This is a genomic window from Saccharibacillus brassicae (assembly GCF_006542275.1).
Taxonomy (GTDB): Bacteria; Bacillota; Bacilli; order Paenibacillales; family Paenibacillaceae; genus Saccharibacillus; species Saccharibacillus brassicae.
In genome coordinates this window covers 4818435-4836621 of sequence record NZ_CP041217.1, presented here as the reverse complement: position 1 = coordinate 4836621, position 18187 = coordinate 4818435, and the positions used below count along the sequence as shown (strand labels likewise).

Here is an 18187-nt window from a genome sequence, read left to right as displayed (position 1 = left end):
ATGAATTTCTTCAAAGCCTATTGCACCTGCTGCATTATTATTAACCCATTCAAGAAATATGAACCCGTCTTTATTCGCTTTTATGAATTTTGCGCAATTTCTTGTGAATCCAGATAGCCGCCTGCGTCCCTTCTCCCATCGCGATGGTCGAAAGTTCGGAGTGCAGACCGATATCGCCGGCGGCCCAGACGCCTTCCACGTCCGTCATTTTGGTACGCGGATCGGTCTTGACGTGCCGGTTGCTCTCAAGCGTGACGCCGAGCTGCTCGGCGAGTTCCGTGCGCACATGCTTGCCGCTGAACGCGATAAATCCCCGCTCCGCTTCGAGCACGCGGCCGTCTTCCAGGACGATCGCTTGCAGCTCACGATGCTCGTCCGCCCGCACTTCGGTCACCCGCTGTTCTTCGTAGTCGACGCCGATCTTTTGCAGATGCTTCAGCAGCCGATCTTCGATCGGCTCCCGATCGTGATTGACGTACGTCAAATGGGGCGTGCGTTCGGCCAGCAGCACGGCCATGCCGGAAGCGTGTTCGCCCGATCCGATCAGCACCGTTTTGCGGTCGATGATCTCGTAGCCGTCGCAGTCCGGGCAAATGTAGACGCTGTAGCCGAGCGCGTGCTGCAGGCCGGGGATGTCCGGGTACCGGTCCAGCATGCCTGTCGCCAGCAGAATCGTATGGGCGGAGAACCGTTTGCCGGTGCCGGTCGTCACGACGAAACGTTCGCCGTCCCGCGCCGCTTCCATGACCGTGTCCTGAATATATTCCGCGCCGAGCGATTCGGCCTGCTCCTGGCCGACTTTGCGCAGATGTTCGCCGGTCACCCCTTCGGGCCAACCGATGATGTTGTGGTACGTATGGCAGATCGACGAACGGCCGTGGCCGGCGTCGATAACGAGAATGCGGTGCGTACTGTAGCGGCCCAGCTGGATCGCGGCCTGGGTGCCCGCTATTCCTCCTCCAATGATGATGCAATCGTACAGCATGAACAGGCTCCTCTCTGTTGTCGGACCTTTTTCGGACCTCGCTTGCTTTTGTACAGCCGGTTTCAAAAATATATAAACCAATCGGCTTTTTTTAAACGCGTATTTGACAGAGAGGATCGGGATCTCTACAATTTGTTTAGTTATGCCGGTTTTCGCGCAAGTCGAAACCGGTCTCGGCAATTCCGGATATTTCACCGCAGAAAGGAGCCGATTCCCTTACCGAACCGAATACGATGGCCCCGTCGCCCGCACGTCCGGGTGAACAGCGGGGGCAAATTTCTTTTTATTGTACTGTTGACCGTGGTGTTCTGCTTGTCCCCTTCCGTTTTGAAAGACGAAAATCCGATCGATCTCGACGAAGCGCTGGACAATCTCAATAGTGCCGATACCGGCGTGGGACCGCTGCCTTCCGGGCTGCCTTCCATGCTCTGGGTGCCGGGCGGAACGCCGGCGGAATACGATCCGTCGCCGCCTTACGACCCTTTCTTCCCGCTGCACGCAGCTTCGCTGCTGGTCGGTTGGAGCGTGCTGCTCCGACTGAAGCGCCTGCTGCTGAGGCCGCTCAAGTTTCTCTCGAATTACGTGGGCCAAGCGCTTTTTTACCCCATTTTCCGAAAAAGCGCTTGAATTACGAAGGGAGAGACCCAACTCATCATGGGAGTCACGATAGCCGTTAATTTGTTGATGGTCGCGCTGCTGATCGCCGCCACCGCTTACTTTGTCATTACGGAATTTGCCATTATCCGGGTCAGAAGCAGCCGCATCGACCAGTTGATCATGGAAGGCAACAAACGGGCGGTCAACGCCAAGAAGGTCATTACGAATCTCGACGGCTCGCTGTCCGCCTGCCAGCTCGGCATTACGATTACCGCCCTCGGACTCGGCTCGCTCGGCGAACCGACGATGGAACTGCTGCTGCATCCGGTGTTCGAAGCCGTGCCGGCCATACCGGAAGCGGTCGCTTCGCTGTCGTCGTACGTGCTCGCTTTTGCGATCATTACGTATTTGCATGTCGTCGTCGGCGAACTGTTCCCGAAGACGGTCGCGATTCAAAAATCGGAAGCGGTCACGCTCGCCGTCTCGGGTTCGCTGTTGATGTTCTACAAGATCATGTACCCGTTCATCTGGCTGCTTAACGGCTCCGCCAACCAGATCGGCCGCTGGATCGGCATGCAGCCCGCCAGCGAGCACGGCGAAGCTTTTTCTGAAGAAGAACTGCGCCTGATTCTGAACGAGAGCTACGAAGGCGGCAAAATCAACCAAAGCGAATACGGGTATGTGAGCCGCATTTTCGCTTTCGACGAAATGCTCGCGACCGAGATTATGGTGCCGCGTACCGATATGGCCTGCCTGTATCTGGACAAGTCGCGCGAAGAGAACCGCCGGATCATTTTGCAGGAACAATACACGCGCTTTCCGGTCGCCGATGCAAGCAAAGACCATATCGTCGGCATGATCAACACCAAAAAGTATTTTCTCGCGCTTGAAGAAAATCCGAATATCGACGTGTCGTCGCTCGTCCAGCCGGTCATGTCCGTGTCCGAAAGCATGGCGGTCAAAGACCTGCTCAAAAAGATGCAAAAAGAAAACACGCATCTGGCCATTCTCGTCGACGAATACGGCGGGACGTCCGGCATGGTGACGATCGAAGATATTCTGGAAGAGATCGTCGGCGATATTCGCGACGAATTCGACGCGGCCGAAGAAGCGGAACTGGTCCAGGCGTCGGACGATCATCTGATCGTGGACGGCAAAGTGTTCATTCACCGCATCAACGAGATTCTGATGACCGATCTCGACGACGAGGAGCTGAACACGATCGGCGGCTGGCTGTACGGCCAGCGCCCGGATCTGACGGTCGGCCAGAAATGGCAGCACGAGAATCTGGAATTCACTGTGCTGCGCCGCGGCCCGCGCCGCTACCGCAAGCTGGATATCGTGCGCCATCCCGTCGTGCCGGACGAAAATATCGAACGCAGCGCGCTGGACGAACAGGTGTAACGCCTCGCCGGGGCGAGCTGCTTCGCAAGACGTTTTCCAAAAGAAACGCACCGCAAGAAACGTTCCAAAACAAACGCTTGAAAACAAACGCTTGAAAACAAACGCTTGAAAACAAACGCTTGAAGACAAACGCTTGAAGACAAACGCTTGAAGACAAACGCTTGAAGACAAACGCTTGAAGACAAACGCGACAAAAAGCCTTTCCGGCAGGCCGGAAAGGCTTTTTCGCATACCTTTTTGCACAGGATCAGGCTTCAAATGCGCCGCGCAGAGTCAGGGACCGGATGCGACGCACCCGCTCGCCGTGCCGCGCTCGTTCCTGTTGTTTAGAAACCGCTTTTATATTTATCGTCGCTCGAAGAACGGGTCTTGGTCGCGTCTTTGTTTTTCTCTTCCTGCTGTTCCATGGCGATATCTTCCATCGGAAGCGAGTCGACGTTCATCTCGCTCTCGTGCATGTCAAACAGGCTTTCGTTGCCCGTCGGATACTGCTCGGCATGATCGTGGCTGCCTTGACGGTTGTCATCCTGCTGACTCTGCTGCTGCGCTTCCACTTCTTCGTTGTCTTTGATCTCATGCTGCTTCTTGTCCATGATTAGGTGACACCTCCTGTTATCGGCTTCTTCTCCCCTTTACCCGCAAGTGAAAGCTCTCAAAACGAAAAAAGGCGAATCTGTTCCGTAAAAAGACAGAAAAAGCCCCGGTTCGCGCTGCGAACCGGAGCTTTCTTTCGGACTTGACGGCGCAGCCGGCGGACGCCAAGCGTCCCAGACCGACCCGCCTCTTAGCGGTGCTGCGCGTAGACGTTCGCCGGCACGGCCGAACGAATGCCCGCCAGCTCCTGCGCGCTCAGCGGCGCCTGCGCGATCGCCGCGACGTTCGCGCGCAGCTGCTCCGGCGTGCTCGCTCCGGCGATGACGCAGCCGACCGCCGCGTCCGCCAGCGGATAGCGCAGCGCCGCCTCGGCCAGCGGCCGGTCGACCGCCGAGCGCAGCCCTGCGCGGAAACGGCGCAGTTCTTCTTCGCCGTAGCCGAGATAGCCTTTGGACAGCTTGCCGTCGCCGCTGTCGGCCAGCATGCCGCTTGCGACCGGGCCGCGCGCCAGCACGCTGATGCCTTTGGAGCGCAGCAGCGGCAGCACGTCTTCTTCCGGACGCCGGTCGAGGATGCTGTACTGGCTCATAACGCTGACGATGTTCGAACGCGAGACGTATTCGCGAATAACGTTCGGACGGATCGACGAAATGCCGTAATACCGGATGACCCCTTCGCGCTTCAACTGCTCGAACGCTTCGATCGTGTCGTCGATCGGATCGTCGAGCGTCCCGCCGTGCAGCTGGTACAAGTCGATATAATCGGTACCGAGCCGCCGCAGGCTGTCTTTGACGGCGGACAGGATATACGCTTTGGAAGCGTCCCAGGCCAGACCTTCCTGACCGGGTACCCGGCGATTGCCGACTTTGGTCGCCAGCACGACTTCGCTGCGGCGGCCTTTGATCGCTTTGCCGACGAGTTCTTCGTTACGGCCGGAGTCATAGAGATCCGCCGTGTCGAGCAGATTAATACCGAGATCGAGCGCTTCGTGCAGCAGCAGGGAAGCCGCGTTCTCTTCCGTGCCGATCGACATGCAGCCGAAGCCGATCTCGCTGACGCTCAGATCGGACATGCCCAATGTGTTACGCTTCATCGTTCTTCGCTCCTCTCGTCTTGCTTCGATAGTTCGCTGCCCGGGCTCGGGCTCTGTTCCGGCATAGACCTTGCGGCCAGGCCGAGAATGGCGTCGAACGTGCGCTGCCCGCCTGCCGACCGGCCGGAGACGAACACTTCGTCTCCGCGCTCGGCCCGCCGCAGCGACAGGCGGTCGCCAAGCGCCGCTTCGCGGCTGTACGCGATATGAATCGAACGAATATCGCGCTCGCGCAGTTCATCCGGCGTCAGCAGGTCGGCGCACAGATCGGCATAACGGGCATTGTTCAGATGCCCGTAGCAGTCCACGGCGCTGTAGGGCACCGTATACGGCACGTCTTCGCTCCAGGACGCTTCTTCGCTGCCGGGCAGCTTCACCTTGCCCGGCGCGCCGGCAAGCGAAGGCCGGCTGCTGACCTCAAGCGGGAACGGATACGCCGAAGGACGCAAAATGCGCCGTTTGGCGAGATCGACCAGCGTCCAGGCGGTCGAAGCCCGGGCGATTTCTTCGCCGGTTCCGTTCAGCAGCCGGTAATCCCGCACCCACAGTACGCCCGACGCTCCGCAGTTCCACGTCTCAAGCGTCAAGACGTCTCCGAGCTTCGGCACGGCGAGCAGGTCGAGCCGCGTCGTCATAAGAATCCAGGCCATACCGTGCTCCAGCATGCGGCCAACCGACACGCCGGTGTCTTCCAGATGCCGGTCCGCCGCGTTCTGCATAACGCCGAGCAGAGCGGACAGGCGGATTCTGCCGGCAAAATCCGATTCCGTCACCGACGCCGCCAACGGTTCCGTCCATACGTCGCGCATGATCGTCTTCCCCTTTCCGGGCCGGGCCCGATCAGCTTTCCGCGGCGTCGATCCAGACCGTTTTCGACTCGAACGGTTCGCGTTTGCCTTCGCCCGGTTCGCGGTCGGGATAGCCGACGTACAGGAAGCCGAGCATTTGGCCGTTCGGGCCGAGCCCGAACCGTTCCGCCATCAGCGGATGGTAACAGGAGCTTCCGCTTCTCCAGACCGCGCCCAGGCCGAGCGCGTGCGCTTCGAGCAGCATATTCTGAATCGCCGAAGCGACCGACAGCGTCTCTTCCAGCGGAATGACCTTCGGCGAATCGACCGGCTCGCAGCCGACCGCGATCACGACCGGCGAGCGCGACACTTTCTTCAGCGCGGAAGCCAGCAGTTCTTCGCGCTGCTCCGGCGACGGATCTATGCCTTTCTCGGCGGCTTCGGTATCGGCCAGAGCGGCAGCCAGCTTGGAGCGGCCTTCGCCCTGCATGACGAAGAAACGCCACGGTTCCGTTCTGCGGTGCGTAGGTGCCCACGTGCCCGCTTCCAAGATTTGTTCAATCTGCTGACGCGGTACTTCGTCGTTCTTGACCGCTCCGACGCTGCGCCGGGTGCGGATCGCTTCTGATACGTTCATTGCAATTCCTCCTTCGATTTCCGTGCTCGTACTTGTTAAGCGTACCATTTGCGTTCGGGGCCGGGCAAGACGCGAAAATTCCCGGCGCGAATAGCAGCCGGGAATTTTCACGTTTACGATCTTTCGCTTCGTACAGGGCCGCGCCGGAATCAGACTCCGCTTGCCAGATCGACCGCGTAGATCCGGCTGGTCGCCTGCCAGACTTCGCCCGGCTCGATCGCGAACAGTCCCATGTCTTCGGCCGGCAGCGACAGGTTCGGCGCGTTGACCAGGTTCACCTGCGGTTCCGGGCAGATGAACGAACCGCCCGCGCCGCTGTTCCAGATCATCCAGTGGCGGTACGACGTACCGACGTCGTAGACCACTTTGACGCCGAGGCGCGTATCGGTAATCTCGGCCCGGTTGCGGCCGCCCTGCGGCACCGCCGTATAATGGTTGTCCATCGAATCGACGTAAGGGTTCACGCCGCTTTCGCGCATCTCTTCTTCCCACTCCGCCAACGGCTGGAAGCCTCCGGTCGGCAGCATGCGGCCGTCGAGTTCGCGGCGCTGGCCGATCGTCACTTTGATACGGCAGTCTTCCGACGTGCTGCCTTGCGCGAACGGCGCATTCAGCGCCGTATGGAACGCGAGCAGCGCCGGCAGCTTGCGGCCGGATTCGTTAAACAGCGTGACGTCCTGCTCCAGGCCGAGCGAGCTGATCGAATAACGGATGCGCAGCGTGAACGCGTACGGGAAATAGGCGTACATCGGATGTCCTTCGGCGACGCGATGCGCGACCGAGACGAAGCTTTCCGCTTCGGAAGCGCCGAACGCTTCGACTTCCCACGGCAGCGTGTGCAGATAGCCGTGCAGGAAATTGCCGGTCTCCGCTTCGTTGACCGGGAACGAATACGTCTCGCCGTTCCACTTGAGCTGCCCGCCGTCGTAACGGTTCGGCGGAAACAGCGGCGGAATGCCGTGCGTGCCCGGGTCGGATACGAACGCCTGCATGTCTTCCGGCTCGCGCAGGAACCGGAAGCCGCGCTTCGCATCCCGGAAAGCGATCAGATTGCCGCCGATTCTCGGCAGCACGGCCGCTTCATACTCTCCGTATTTTAGCCAAACGGCCTCTTCCCCGTTGTAGTCGCCGCGGTTTGCTTCGTACACCGGAGGGGTTCCGGCATTTGGATTCATCGACATATACAGTCTCCTTTAAGTCAAGTTGGAATCGCTCACCGTTATTATACCCCGTTGCCGGAGGCGCTTTCAATTTGAACGGCGACCTTTGGGCAAAAAAGACCGGTCCAGCCGCTTTATTCTCCGATAATCTCGACGCGGCAGCCTTGACGGGCCGATTTGAGGCAGGCGTCGATCGCCCGCATGTTGCGCAGCGCATCGCCCGGCGCGAAGACCGGATCGGCTTCGCCGAACGCCGCTCGCGCGAAAGCGTCCGCCTGCAGCGAATAATGGTTGAGTTCCGGCAGGCTTTCTTCGCGCCGTTCCCGGTCGGTCAGGACGACGATTTGCGGGTTCTCCCGCCAACCGAACATATGCGGCAGCTCGATCCGCCCTTTCGTGCCGGTAATCTCGAAGTAGGAGCGGTTGTACGACCACATCCCGCATTCGAACGTGAGCGACACGCCGCCGTCGAATGCCAGAATGCCGGACGCGGCCATATCGACGTGATCGTGCTGCGGGGAAAAGAACGCGTGCGCCGACGCCCACAGCGGCTCGCTTCCGGCGATCATGCGCGCGGCCGAGATCGGATACACGCCGATATCGTAGATCGATCCGCCGCCCATCGCCCGGTCGAACCGCACGTTGCCGGTATCGTCCGGCGTACAGTAGTTGAACACGCCGTGCATCGACCGCAGTTCGCCGATTTCGCCGGCAGCGAGAATCTCGCGCACGCGGGCGTGCTTGGCCCCGTACCGGTACATGAAAGCTTCCGCGAACAGCACGCCCGCCGCTTCGCACGCCGCCAGCATGTCCGCCGTCTCTTCCGCGTTCAGCGCCGCCGGCTTTTCGCACAGCACATGCTTGCCCGCTTTGGCGGCATTGATCGTCCATTCCCTATGTAAATGATTCGGCAGCGGAATGTACACGGCGTCGATGTCCGGGTCGTCCAGCAGTCGTTCGTAACTTCCGTAATGCCGCCCGACGCCGGTGCGCGCCGCCATCTCGCCCGCTTTGCCCTCGCTGCGGCTGGCGATCGCCGCCACGATTCCGCGTTCGGAACTTTGCACCGCCGGAATAAAGGCGCCTTCCGCAATCCCCGCCGTACCCAAAATGCCCCATCGCAGCTTTCGAACCATAGATGTTCCTCCTTGTTTTCGGGTAGAAAAGTTCGGGCGTAGCCCTCAGTCTTCGGTTTCCCTTCTCGTTGCCTTCTTATGATAACGTTTTCTATACAGCGTGCCAACGTATTTTCGGCGCTAAAAAGAAGGGGATGCCTGCATCCCCTTCCTGCTGTTGGCCGCCGCGTCCGCAGCTCCTGAGAGCTTCTCTGCCGGCTGCGCCGTATTTCACGTTCCGTAATTGTCTTCGGACGCCTTGTTCAGCATGCCGAGGCAGCGATCCAGATCGGTTTTGACCTGTTTTTTGTACAGCTTCGCTTTTTCGGGACCGTCGTCGGTAAAATGATACAGCACGATTTCCTGAAAATCGACGCGCGGATCGTTCCCTTTGAGCTGCTTCGTCCGGTAAAAAACGCCTTCGTGCACAAGTTCGTGCAGCGCGCGGTAAATTTCGCTCTGGGGAGGGACGTACCCGAAGGGCTTGAAGCTCTCCTTCATCTCTTCGAGCATCTGGTAGCCGTATCCGCGCTGCTGTTCGACCATGGTGATAAGGTACAGTTTGATGAATGCCCGTTGGGCGATCATGAAGGCCATGTTTTCTTCCTCCTTTTCGGGTGAACGCTTGTTCCCTTTCATTATAATCGACTTTGCGCCGTTTCACATCTTTTCCGTCTTTTTCCCGAGGCTTTTTTGCGATAAAACAAGCTGCGGCGCTTTTTTCCCTTTTTTCAGGGTTCGGTGTTCGCAGATACGGATGACGGTAAAAGGGAGCAATCCGCGTCGGGTTTTCTATTATGAATTTTTCATGTATTGATTTATTTATTTTGTTAAAAGAGAGCCACAAGAGACGAGCGTTTTCACCTTTCACGCAAAAAAAGAGAAGGCGCCGCGGCGCCTTCCCTGTGCGTTATACGTGGTTATACGTTCGACCGATTATGGATCGGTGTCGGACGGCTGCCGCGGCTCCGGCGCTTGATCGGGCTTCGCCCGGCAAAGCGCGTCTTAGAGCCTACGGTCGCCGCGCGGAGGCAGCGTATCGGCCGGATCGTCGACCGCGCGGCGCCGGTCGGCTTCGCTGATCGTGTCCGGGGCCAGACCCGCGTCCGGTCCGACCATGCCCGAAGGATTAGTCATGCCCGCGCGGGGTACGGTCGTGTTCATCTCCGGATTCACCGAACCGCCCGTGTGCATCTCGTTGCCGTATCCTTCTTCGGTCAGATGATACCGGTTGGCATTGAGCGACTGGTTCTCCTTGAAGGAATCGTAGACCGTTCCGCTCCGGTTGTCTTCGTCGACGAGCACAAGGATATTGCCGCGGTTGAGATGCTCTTCGTATTCCTCCGCTTCATTCTCCGGAATGCCGAGGCCGACCAGGCCGCCCACGAGGCCGCCCGCTCCGGCGCCTACCGCAAGGCCCGTCAGCGCAGCGGCCAAAGGTCCGGCGGCCAGAATCGGCCCGATGCCCGGAATCGCCAACGCGCCGACGCCGGCCAGCAGTCCCGTGACACCGCCGATGACGCCGCCTGTCGCCGCTCCTGCCGCCAAGCCTTCCGGCGCCTTCGTTCCGGTCTCCTCGTCGATCGCTCTGAGATCGTTGCGGTCTTTGGCCACGACCGAGATTTCTTCCGACGTGAACCCCTGCGCCTGCAAATTCTGGATCGCCCGCGAAGCTTCCCGCTCGTTTTCGAATACGCCTACAATTTTTTTCGACATCGTAAAAATCCTCCTTCAACTTTGAATTGGGATTTGTGCTCGCTCCTTATTTACCCTTCAACGGCGGCCCGAAACGGTCGAAAAAGCCCTGAGCGCGCGAAAAAGCGGGAAAACGGATATTCCGTCTGCCCGCTCCTGCCCGCTCCTGCCCGCTCCTGCCCGCCCTTTGCCTCGCCTCTCCGCCTCTTCACACCCGCTTCAACGTCTCGGCCGCACATGCCGCGTCGCTTCGGCGCCGTTCGGATCGTCCGGCCAGTAATGCTTCGGATACCGGCCTTTCAAGTCTTTTTTGACTTCGAAATACGTCTCTTTCCAGAAGTTCGCCAGATCCGACGTGATCTGCACGGGCCGGCGCGCCGGCGACAGCAGCTGCACCGTGACCGGGACGCGCCCGCGCCCGATACGCGGCGTCTGCGTCTGGCCGAACATCTCCTGCAGCTTCACCGCCACGGACGGCCGCTCCGGATCGCTGTAATCGACCGTGATCCGCGAACCGCTCGGCACCGTCAGGCGGGTCGGCGCTTCGGCGTCGAGCGTGCGGCGCTGCTCCCACGTGAGCCGCTGTTCCAGCAGCTGCGCCAGATTCAGCTTGCGCAGCTGCGCCGCGCTCCGCACGCCGGCTGCATAAGGAAGCAGCCAGTCTTCCAGATCTGCCAGCAGCGCCGCGTCGTCCGACGCCGGGAACGCGTCGTCGGCCGCGTGCATGAACCGCATACGGTGCTGAAGCTCCCGCGCTTCCTTGCTCCACGGCAGCAGCCGGCCTTCGCTGGCGCGGATGCCCGCAAGCAGCGCGGCGGCCACGTCGTCCGCGTCGGGCGAAGAGACCTGCACGGACCGGAGCACGACGGCCCCGATCCGCCGAATGCGCAGCGCCGACACCGCTTCGCGCTCCGCGTCCCATTCGACGCGAATTTCTTCCGTGCCTTCTTCGGCGGCAAAGCGCTCCACGTCGTGCGCTTCCAGCGGAGCGGCGAGCCAGATGCGCCCTTCCGCCCCGCGGTCGTCGATATCCGCGGCGACGAGGTACTCCTCGCGCGAGAGCAGCTCGCGCTCCGGCACGAACGCGCCGCGCCCGCCGCTGAGCAGGAAGCGGCCTCCTCCCCGCCGCCGGCCGACCCGGTCCGGGAAAGCATAGGCGAGCAGCAGGCCCGCCGCCGCGGGATCGCCGGACGGTCCCGCCGGCAGCCCGGCGATGGCGCGCAGCCGCGCCGCGCGCTCGGCGGCGCGGTCTTCCGGCGTGCGCGCGCCGCCGAAGAAGCGCGGCGACGCCTGCAGCGCTTCGAGCCGCGGCAGCAGCGACGCGGCGTCCGTCACCGCGCCGCCCGAAGGCGCGGGCGAGTTGGCCTGCTCCTGCAGCAGAGCCGCCAAGTCGCAGGCCAGTGCGCCGAGCCCGCGGCCGACGGCGCGGCGGATCATGCGCGCAAGGCGCGGATGCACGCCGAGCGCGCTCATCGCGCGGCCTTCGGCGGTGATAACGCCGTCGTCGCCCAGCGCATGCAGGCGGCGCAGCAGCGCCAGCGCTTCGGCGTAGCCGGCTTCCGGCGGCGCGTCGATCCAGTCCAGCTCGCGGGGATCTCGCACGCCCCAGGCGGCAAGTTCCAGCGCAAGCGGCGCGAGGTCGCTTTGCAGCATCTCCGGCACCCGGGCGGCCGGCATGCCGCTTTCTTCTTCCCGGCTCCACAGCCGGTAGCAGCGGCCGGGCGCCGTCCGCCCCGCCCGGCCCCGGCGCTGGTCGGCCGACTCCAGCGATTCGGTCAGCGTCACGAGCCGCGACATGCCGGTGCGCGGCGAGAACGCCTGCGTCCGAATCAGGCCGCTGTCCACGACGGCCGTCACTCCCTCGACCGTAATGCTGGACTCGGCCAGCGTGGTCGAGAGCACGATCTTCCGCCGCCCGCCGGCGGAAGGGCGCACGGCGCGCCGCTGTTCTTCGCGTCCCAGACCGCCGTGCAGCGGCAGAATCTCCGCGCCGGGCAGTCCGCCGCCGCGCAGCAGCTCTTCCCGTGCGCGCGCGATCTCGCGCACGCCGGGCAGGAAGACGAGCACGTCTCCGTCCGTCTCGTCCCAGGCCCGCCGCACCGCCTGCGCCGTCCGGCGCTCAAGCGGCAGTTCGCGCGAAGCCGGCACGTGGATCGTCTCGACCGGATAGACGCGCCCTTCGCTGCGGATCACGTCCGCTCCGCCGAGCACCCGGGAGACCGGCTCCGGGTCGATCGTGGCCGACATGACGAGAAGGCGCAGATCTTCGCGCAGCACCATGCGGCTTTGCAGCGCCAGCGCAAGCCCCAGATCGCCCTGCAAGTTCCGTTCGTGGAACTCGTCGAAGATGACCAGCCCCACGTCTTCGAGCGACGGATCGGATTGCAGCATCCGGGTCAGGATGCCTTCGGTGACGACTTCGATCCGGGTATTGCGGCCCGTCTTGCTGTCCAGCGCGATCCGGTAGCCGACCGTTCCGCCGCTCGTCTCGCCGAACGACTCGGCGATATAATCGGCCGCCGACACGGCCGCCAGCCGCCGCGGCTCCAGCATGAGGATCTTGCGCCCGTCCAGCCACGGCTCGTTCAGCAGCGCCGGCGGCACCCGCGTCGTCTTGCCGGCGCCCGGCTGGGCGATCAGAATCGCCGGGCGATTGGCCGCCAGGCTCCGCTTCAATTCGGGCAGCGCCCGGTCGACCGGCAGCTCCTGCCGGCCCACCTCTCTTTGCTGCCCACCGCCGCTATGTCCGTGATCGGCGATCTCGGACCGCCCCGAATCTTCGCGGCCCTTTCCCTGCTTGCTTTGCATACTGCCCCACTCCGTTTCTTCGATTTGCCCTATTCCCTATTCCATTTCCCTGTTCGGTTTGCCTGTTCGATTTTCTTGTCCGATTTTGCTTCTTTGATTCGGCTCTTCGCTGTTCGATCTGCGCGTTTTGATCCAGGTCCGCGGGTTGAGCCTGCGAAGCCTACTTGTCAGCCGCTCCGCGCGAACGTTATGCTAAAAGGGTTCGGTTGAACCTGCAAAACCTCTATATGGAACCTGTAAAATCCCTATTCGGACACCAAGGAGTGAACACTTATGAGACGCGGACGTTTTGCACCGACCCCTTCCGGCAAAATGCACCTGGGCAACGCGCGCACCGCGCTGATCGCCTGGCTGCATATGCGCGCCGCCGGCGGCGAATTTGTGCTCCGCATGGAAGACATCGACACCGAGCGCGCCCGCGCCAAATGGGCCGAACTCGCGCTGCTCGACCTGCGCTGGCTCGGCCTGGACTGGGACGAAGGCCCCGATGTCGGCGGCCCTTACGCGCCTTACACGCAGAGCGAACGTCTGGAGCGCTACGAAGACGCGCTGCACAAGCTCGAAGCTGCCGGCGCCCTGTATCCGTGCTACTGCAGCCGCGCCGACATTCTGGGCGCGGCCAGCGCGCCGCACGGCCTCGGCTCGGAAGGCCCGGCCTACGCCGGCACATGCCGGCATCTCAGTCCGGCCGAGCGCGCGGACAAAGCCCGGTCCAAAGACCCTTCGCTGCGCTTCGCTCTCCCGGAAGGCCGCGACGTGACGTTCGTCGACGGTATTGCCGGGCCGCAGGTTTTCCCTGCCGGCAGCGGCGGCGACTTCGTCGTGCGGCGCGCGGACGGCCTGCATTCGTACCAGCTGTCGGTCGTCGTCGACGACGCCGACATGCGCATCACGGACGTGCTGCGCGGGTACGACCTGCTGGACTCCACGCCGCGCCAGATTTGGCTCGACGAAGCTTTGGGACTGCCCGTGCCCGAATTTCTGCACGTCCCGCTGCTGAACGGTTCCGACGGCAAGCGCCTGGCCAAGCGGCACGGCGGCATCGCCATCTCTTCGTTCCGCGAACGCGGCACGCCCCCCGAGCGGCTCGTCGGCTGGCTTGCCCACGTCAGCGGGCTGATCGACCGCCCGGAAGCGATCTCCGCCGCCGAACTGATCGGTCATTTCGACCTGTCGCGCATTCCGCGCGAAGCGGTCGTGGTCGACGTGCCGGACATCTGAGCGCCCCTCCAAGCGTCTCCGCCACCCGCGGAGGCGCTTTTTGCTTTGCGGCTCCGGCTCCCGTCGCTTTCGCTTTTCCGATTTCTCACTTTCCCGATTCCCCGCTTTTCCGTTATTCCCCGCTTTTCCGATTATTCCCCGCTTCCTTCGCCGCCCGTCTACTCCCCTTCGAGCCGCTCGCGGATCTTGTCGGCATATTCGGCGTATGCGCCGCCGCTCCAGCCCCGCTGCTCTTCCACCGTGCGCAGCTTCAGCTTTTTGGAGGTCAGGCGGTTTTGCAGCGCCTGCTTTTCGCCGTCCGATTCGCACGCGGCCAACAGGTCTTCCAGCTCCAGACATTCTTTGCGCAGCTGCATTTCTTCCGGCAGCATACCCGCATTTTTGAGAATCCGGTACGGGACCCGCAGTTCTTCCGGCACACCGGGCAGATCGTCCGGCACAATCGGTTTGCCGCTGCCCGGCAAATCGTCGAATTCGCCGCGGCGAACCGCTTCTTCGATTTTTTGTTCCGCCAACCATGACAACCAGCCCATAGAGATGCCCTCCCGGATTCGCGATTTGAGGTTACGCGCCGTGTTCGAAGCACGCTTCGGCACGTTTTCGATCTTTCGTTTCCATTATACCCGATTATACCCGATCAAGAAGATCGCGCGCCAAAAAGCCCGCCGACAGCACTTCTGCATGTCGGCGGGCTTGCCGCTTGGGCGTACGATGATGACGTGTACAGCGCCGCTGCCTAGAACAGCAGCGATTCCCCGCCGTCCACCGTAATCGAAGTTCCGGTAATATGGCGCGATTCCGCCGAAGACAGGAAGACGGCCAGATCCGCCACTTCGTCCGGCAGCCCGTGCCGACCGGCGAGCGGATGATCGCCGCCGCGCGGGAAAGCGAGCGGAATCGCGATCTCGTGCATCAATTCGTTTTCTTCGGTCGTCTCGTCGATATTGGTCGTGATCGCGCCCGGGCAGATCGTGTTGACCCGAATCCCGTAGCGGGCCAGCTCCAGCGCGGCCATTTTGGCAAAAGCGACCTGCCCCGCTTTGGACGTGCTGTACGGCGACATGCCGATGCTGGAGAAGCGGGTATTGCCGTTCACGGAGCTTGTGATCACGATGCTGCCTCCGCCATTTTGTTTCATATAAGGAATCGCCAGCTTGACCGACAGGAACATGCCGCCCAGATTGACGTCGATCGTCTTCTGGAATTCGGCCAGTCCCATATGCTCGATCGGGCCTTTGGCTCCGTTAATGCCCGCATTGGCGAACACCGCGTCCAATCCGCCGAATTGTTCGTTCACCTGGCGGTAAGCTTCTTCCATCGCTTCCGGATCGGACACGTCGACGACGCAGATCAACCCGCTGCCGGGGCGGATCGCTTCCAATTCTCCCCAGACGGATTCGGCCCGTTCGGGGTCCAGTTCGAACAATCCCACATTCGCGCCTTCCTGCGCAAATTTCAAAGCGGCGGCCCGGCCGATACCCGAACCCGCACCCGTAACGATCACTGTTTTGTTTTCAAACCGTGGCGTCGACATATGGATACACTCCCTTATTTTTGATTGATGAACAAGCAGTAAGCCTGTCGAATGACGCGCAGCAGACCCTTTTTGCAAGACAGCCAGAAGGCGGTTTCAATCCGGTTATACATTACCCCAAAGCGCCGGCCGTTTAATCATTTTCCATACTTTCAGCATTTTTTTGAAAATGACTTAAATATTTACGTAAAAAGGTTTTCATGAATAGCCTTCACAGGGTAAACAATTATTAAATTTAACCCGCGAATGCACGCGATCGGCGCCGTATAAGGAGGGAAATCGGTTTTTTCAAAAAAAATTCAAAAAATAGTAACGTTTACGAAGAAAATTAATGGTTTTTTAATTTGTTTTTAAGGAAGCAAGTTTATAATAAAATCAGGATAAAGTATAAATGAGGTGAATGTAGTGAAAACGACGATTACAGTTCAAGAAAAACTGGTTCCCGTTTACATTGACGCCGAGAACACACAGCCCGCTCAAAAAATGCTTAGACTGCTGTCGAGCGCCTTGGATAATAAGTTAAGTAACGGTAAAAGAGCCTTGAAAAAATGTATCGGTTCCCTGATCAGTATCGAAATTGTCGGTTCGGAAGCCATTTTGCACTCGTACCGCGAAAGCGACACGCTCGCTCTGTCCCTGTATTAAGCCGCCGTCCCCCTCGTACATAAAAAAGACATTCCGAAGATGCGGAATGTCTTTTTTGTATGTGCTTCTTATTTCATCCGGCTGCGGTCTTCCAGCATCCGGCGGGTGAACTCGGAAAATTCGGCGTTCAGTTCGTTCAACCGATCCGTCAGGCTGCCGAACTCGCCGAGCAGATGCGCCTGTTCGTTCGAAGCGTCGGAGATCGACGTGATTTCCTGCTCCATGCGCATGATGCTGCTCTGCACGTTGTTCAGCGCCTGCTCGATGCTCTGCGTCGCCTGCTTCGTATCGACCGACAGTTTGCGCACTTCGCTGGCGACGACCTGGAATCCGGCGCCCAGCTCGCCGACCCGCGCCGCTTCGATCGCGGCGTTCAGGCCGAGCATATTGGTCTGTTCCGAAATTTCGCGGATAAACGAAGTGACTTTGTTGACCTGGCGCGCGTCCGTGACGGCCCGGCCCGAATTTTCTCGAATTTCCGCCGTGGCGGCCGCGAGCTGCTGCGACTGCGCGGCGATCGAGGCGACAAAATCGGTCAACGAGCGGCTGACGGATTCCATCCGGTCGCCGAACCCGTGCATGAATTCTTCCGTGCTCATCGTATACGCGACGGCAAGCGCCCCGACGACCTTCCCGGTCTCGTCGAACACCGGAATGCCTTTGGCTTCCAGCTCTACCCCGTAAGCCGAAGCCGGAATGCGGGTGCTGGACACCTGGCCGCCCAGCGCTTTGCGGAGATTGACGTCGTCCGGCGGAATCGGGGAGCCCGCGGATAAGCCGAAGTCCAGATCGGTCGAAGGGGCATAGTACAGAAATTTCTCCCTGTCGGTAATGCCGATCATGAAATCTTCTTTGGTGATCTTTTTCAAATAAGGGATGCTGAGTACGAGCGCGTCGAGTATGTTCATTGGGGCCCCTTCTTTCTTGTGAGTGAGATCGATGTCCGCCTAAAGCAGATTCCTCTTATATTTCGTCAAATTTCTTCCGATTCTAAAGAGCCGGCGACAAAAAAGAAAGGTTCTTCCTAAAATTCATGATCCGACGTAAAATAATCGGCGAAATCCGCATTCCTGGCGTAATTCGTGGTATAATCAAGAAGATAAAGGAATTTGCAAGGTCAACTTTCCTACGGAAAGTGTGGAGGTGAACAGATGAAAAATTCAACGCTTTGTCCCCGCTTCGAACGCGGTATGCAGATTTTGTCGCAGCGCTGGAACGGCCTGATTATTTATCGGCTGCTGTCCGGACCGCAGCGATTCTGCAATATTCAGTCGGCTTTTCCGGTCAGCGGACGTTTACTTTCGGAAAGACTGAAAGACCTGGAAAAAGAAGGCATCGTTTTGCGGCATGTGTACCCGGAGACGCCGGTTCGGATCGAATACGAATTGACGGACAAAGGGCGGGCCCTGCAGTCGACCATTCAATGCATTCAAGGTTGGTCGGACGAATGGATCAACGAACCGCAGGTCATCGAAGAAGCGAACGAAGAGACGGCCCTGCATGCGCAGGAAGAATGTGAAAAAGCCGGCGTCAATGCCGAATAAGAGGTTCCGAGAGGAACCTCTTTTGCGTGGTCTGCACGTCAGGCAGCGCCTTCAAGAAGTGTGAGACCGAACGGTCCGCTCCGCGCTTTCGGCGTTGCGTATCCGGATAGCCAGCAGTTTGGCCAAATTTTTCTTCGTCCGTTCGTTCGTGACGCGGCTGAGCTTGATCCAAATGAAACGGTCGATCGACATGCGCTTCATCTCCTTCGAAAGGGAAAATGGACAATACGTTGCGCGGACGTTCGGCTTAAGCTCCGACGCGATGCAAGTAAGCGTAAATAACCGTAATTCCTCTTTTCCAAACAGATACAGCAGGCGAAGCGGCCGGATCCGAACTTTTCCGTCAAAACGCGGCTGCCCACCTTGT

The 18187-nt window shown here is 60.3% G+C and carries 19 protein-coding genes; 5 read left to right on the top strand and 14 right to left on the bottom strand.

Annotated features, from left to right (window positions below; translation table 11 throughout):
• Window positions 1-70: 70 nt before the first annotated feature.
• The gene (locus tag FFV09_RS20255; RefSeq protein ID WP_141449518.1) at window positions 71-985 is read right to left on the bottom strand and encodes an NAD(P)/FAD-dependent oxidoreductase; all 915 of its coding nucleotides are present in this window, start codon (window positions 983-985) and stop codon (window positions 71-73) included.
• A gap of 312 nt (window positions 986-1297) precedes the next feature.
• On the opposite strand from FFV09_RS20255, the gene FFV09_RS20250 reads away from it, so the two are divergent.
• Both FFV09_RS20250 and FFV09_RS20245 read left to right on the top strand, forming a co-directional pair.
• Window positions 1298-1612, top strand: coding sequence for a hypothetical protein (locus FFV09_RS20250; RefSeq protein ID WP_141449517.1), 315 nt, complete (start codon window positions 1298-1300; stop codon window positions 1610-1612).
• A gap of 27 nt (window positions 1613-1639) precedes the next feature.
• Complete coding sequence (locus FFV09_RS20245; protein WP_141449516.1) at window positions 1640-2986, top strand: hemolysin family protein; 1347 nt, start codon at window positions 1640-1642, stop codon at window positions 2984-2986.
• Between the two features lie 326 nt (window positions 2987-3312).
• On the opposite strand, the gene FFV09_RS20240 is transcribed toward FFV09_RS20245, so the two are convergent.
• The 9 genes from FFV09_RS20240 to hrpB all read right to left on the bottom strand — a co-directional run bounded on the left by FFV09_RS20240 (window position 3313) and on the right by hrpB (window position 12876).
• The gene (locus FFV09_RS20240; RefSeq protein WP_246098395.1) at window positions 3313-3579 is read right to left on the bottom strand and encodes a hypothetical protein; all 267 of its coding nucleotides are present in this window, start codon (window positions 3577-3579) and stop codon (window positions 3313-3315) included.
• A 191-nt stretch (window positions 3580-3770) separates the two neighbouring features.
• Window positions 3771-4673 carry an aldo/keto reductase gene (locus FFV09_RS20235; protein ID WP_141449515.1) on the bottom strand — a complete coding sequence of 301 codons (903 nt, stop codon included), beginning with the start codon at window positions 4671-4673 and terminating at the stop codon, window positions 3771-3773.
• Window positions 4670-5482 (bottom strand): acyl-[acyl-carrier-protein] thioesterase, encoded by an 813-nt coding sequence (locus FFV09_RS20230; RefSeq protein ID WP_141449514.1) that lies wholly within the window; start codon window positions 5480-5482, stop codon window positions 4670-4672. Before FFV09_RS20230 ends, FFV09_RS20235 begins: the two co-directional genes overlap by 4 nt.
• A gap of 31 nt (window positions 5483-5513) precedes the next feature.
• A complete protein-coding gene (locus tag FFV09_RS20225; RefSeq protein ID WP_141449513.1) occupies window positions 5514-6098 on the bottom strand; it encodes a nitroreductase family protein in 585 nt (194 codons plus the stop codon).
• Window positions 6099-6247: 149 nt separating this feature from the next.
• Window positions 6248-7279 carry an aldose 1-epimerase gene (locus tag FFV09_RS20220; RefSeq protein WP_141449512.1) on the bottom strand — a complete coding sequence of 344 codons (1032 nt, stop codon included), beginning with the start codon at window positions 7277-7279 and terminating at the stop codon, window positions 6248-6250.
• A 113-nt stretch (window positions 7280-7392) separates the two neighbouring features.
• Window positions 7393-8394: a Gfo/Idh/MocA family protein gene (locus tag FFV09_RS20215; RefSeq protein WP_141449511.1), complete on the bottom strand. Its 1002-nt coding sequence runs from the start codon at window positions 8392-8394 to the stop codon at window positions 7393-7395.
• Between the two features lie 210 nt (window positions 8395-8604).
• Window positions 8605-8970 carry a replication termination protein gene (locus tag FFV09_RS20210; RefSeq protein ID WP_141449510.1) on the bottom strand — a complete coding sequence of 122 codons (366 nt, stop codon included), beginning with the start codon at window positions 8968-8970 and terminating at the stop codon, window positions 8605-8607.
• 408 nt (window positions 8971-9378) lie between these two features.
• Window positions 9379-10089, bottom strand: a complete 711-nt coding sequence (locus tag FFV09_RS20205; RefSeq protein ID WP_141449509.1) for a general stress protein — start codon at window positions 10087-10089, stop codon at window positions 9379-9381.
• Window positions 10090-10287: 198 nt separating this feature from the next.
• Window positions 10288-12876: an ATP-dependent helicase HrpB gene (hrpB, locus tag FFV09_RS20200; protein ID WP_141449508.1), complete on the bottom strand. Its 2589-nt coding sequence runs from the start codon at window positions 12874-12876 to the stop codon at window positions 10288-10290.
• A 273-nt stretch (window positions 12877-13149) separates the two neighbouring features.
• On the opposite strand from hrpB, the gene gluQRS reads away from it, so the two are divergent.
• Entirely contained in the window at window positions 13150-14097 is a 948-nt protein-coding gene (gluQRS, locus tag FFV09_RS20195; protein WP_141449507.1) for a tRNA glutamyl-Q(34) synthetase GluQRS, read from the top strand.
• 158 nt (window positions 14098-14255) lie between these two features.
• Here gluQRS and FFV09_RS20190 read toward each other — a convergent pair whose 3' ends face one another.
• Window positions 14256-14630: a DnaJ family domain-containing protein gene (locus FFV09_RS20190; protein WP_141449506.1), complete on the bottom strand. Its 375-nt coding sequence runs from the start codon at window positions 14628-14630 to the stop codon at window positions 14256-14258.
• Between the two features lie 203 nt (window positions 14631-14833).
• Window positions 14834-15631: an SDR family oxidoreductase gene (locus FFV09_RS20185; RefSeq protein ID WP_141449505.1), complete on the bottom strand. Its 798-nt coding sequence runs from the start codon at window positions 15629-15631 to the stop codon at window positions 14834-14836.
• 405 nt (window positions 15632-16036) lie between these two features.
• On the opposite strand from FFV09_RS20185, the gene FFV09_RS20180 reads away from it, so the two are divergent.
• A complete protein-coding gene (locus tag FFV09_RS20180; RefSeq protein ID WP_018977456.1) occupies window positions 16037-16276 on the top strand; it encodes a hypothetical protein in 240 nt (79 codons plus the stop codon).
• A gap of 68 nt (window positions 16277-16344) precedes the next feature.
• Here FFV09_RS20180 and FFV09_RS24420 read toward each other — a convergent pair whose 3' ends face one another.
• Window positions 16345-17184 carry a methyl-accepting chemotaxis protein gene (locus FFV09_RS24420; protein ID WP_141449504.1) on the bottom strand — a complete coding sequence of 280 codons (840 nt, stop codon included), beginning with the start codon at window positions 17182-17184 and terminating at the stop codon, window positions 16345-16347.
• A gap of 243 nt (window positions 17185-17427) precedes the next feature.
• Between FFV09_RS24420 and FFV09_RS20170 the strand changes: the two genes are divergently transcribed.
• On the top strand, window positions 17428-17820 hold the full coding sequence (locus FFV09_RS20170; protein WP_141449503.1) for a winged helix-turn-helix transcriptional regulator: 393 nt from the start codon (window positions 17428-17430) through the stop codon (window positions 17818-17820).
• A 51-nt stretch (window positions 17821-17871) separates the two neighbouring features.
• Here FFV09_RS20170 and FFV09_RS23890 read toward each other — a convergent pair whose 3' ends face one another.
• On the bottom strand, window positions 17872-18012 hold the full coding sequence (locus FFV09_RS23890; protein WP_170315091.1) for a hypothetical protein: 141 nt from the start codon (window positions 18010-18012) through the stop codon (window positions 17872-17874).
• Window positions 18013-18187 lie beyond the last annotated feature (175 nt).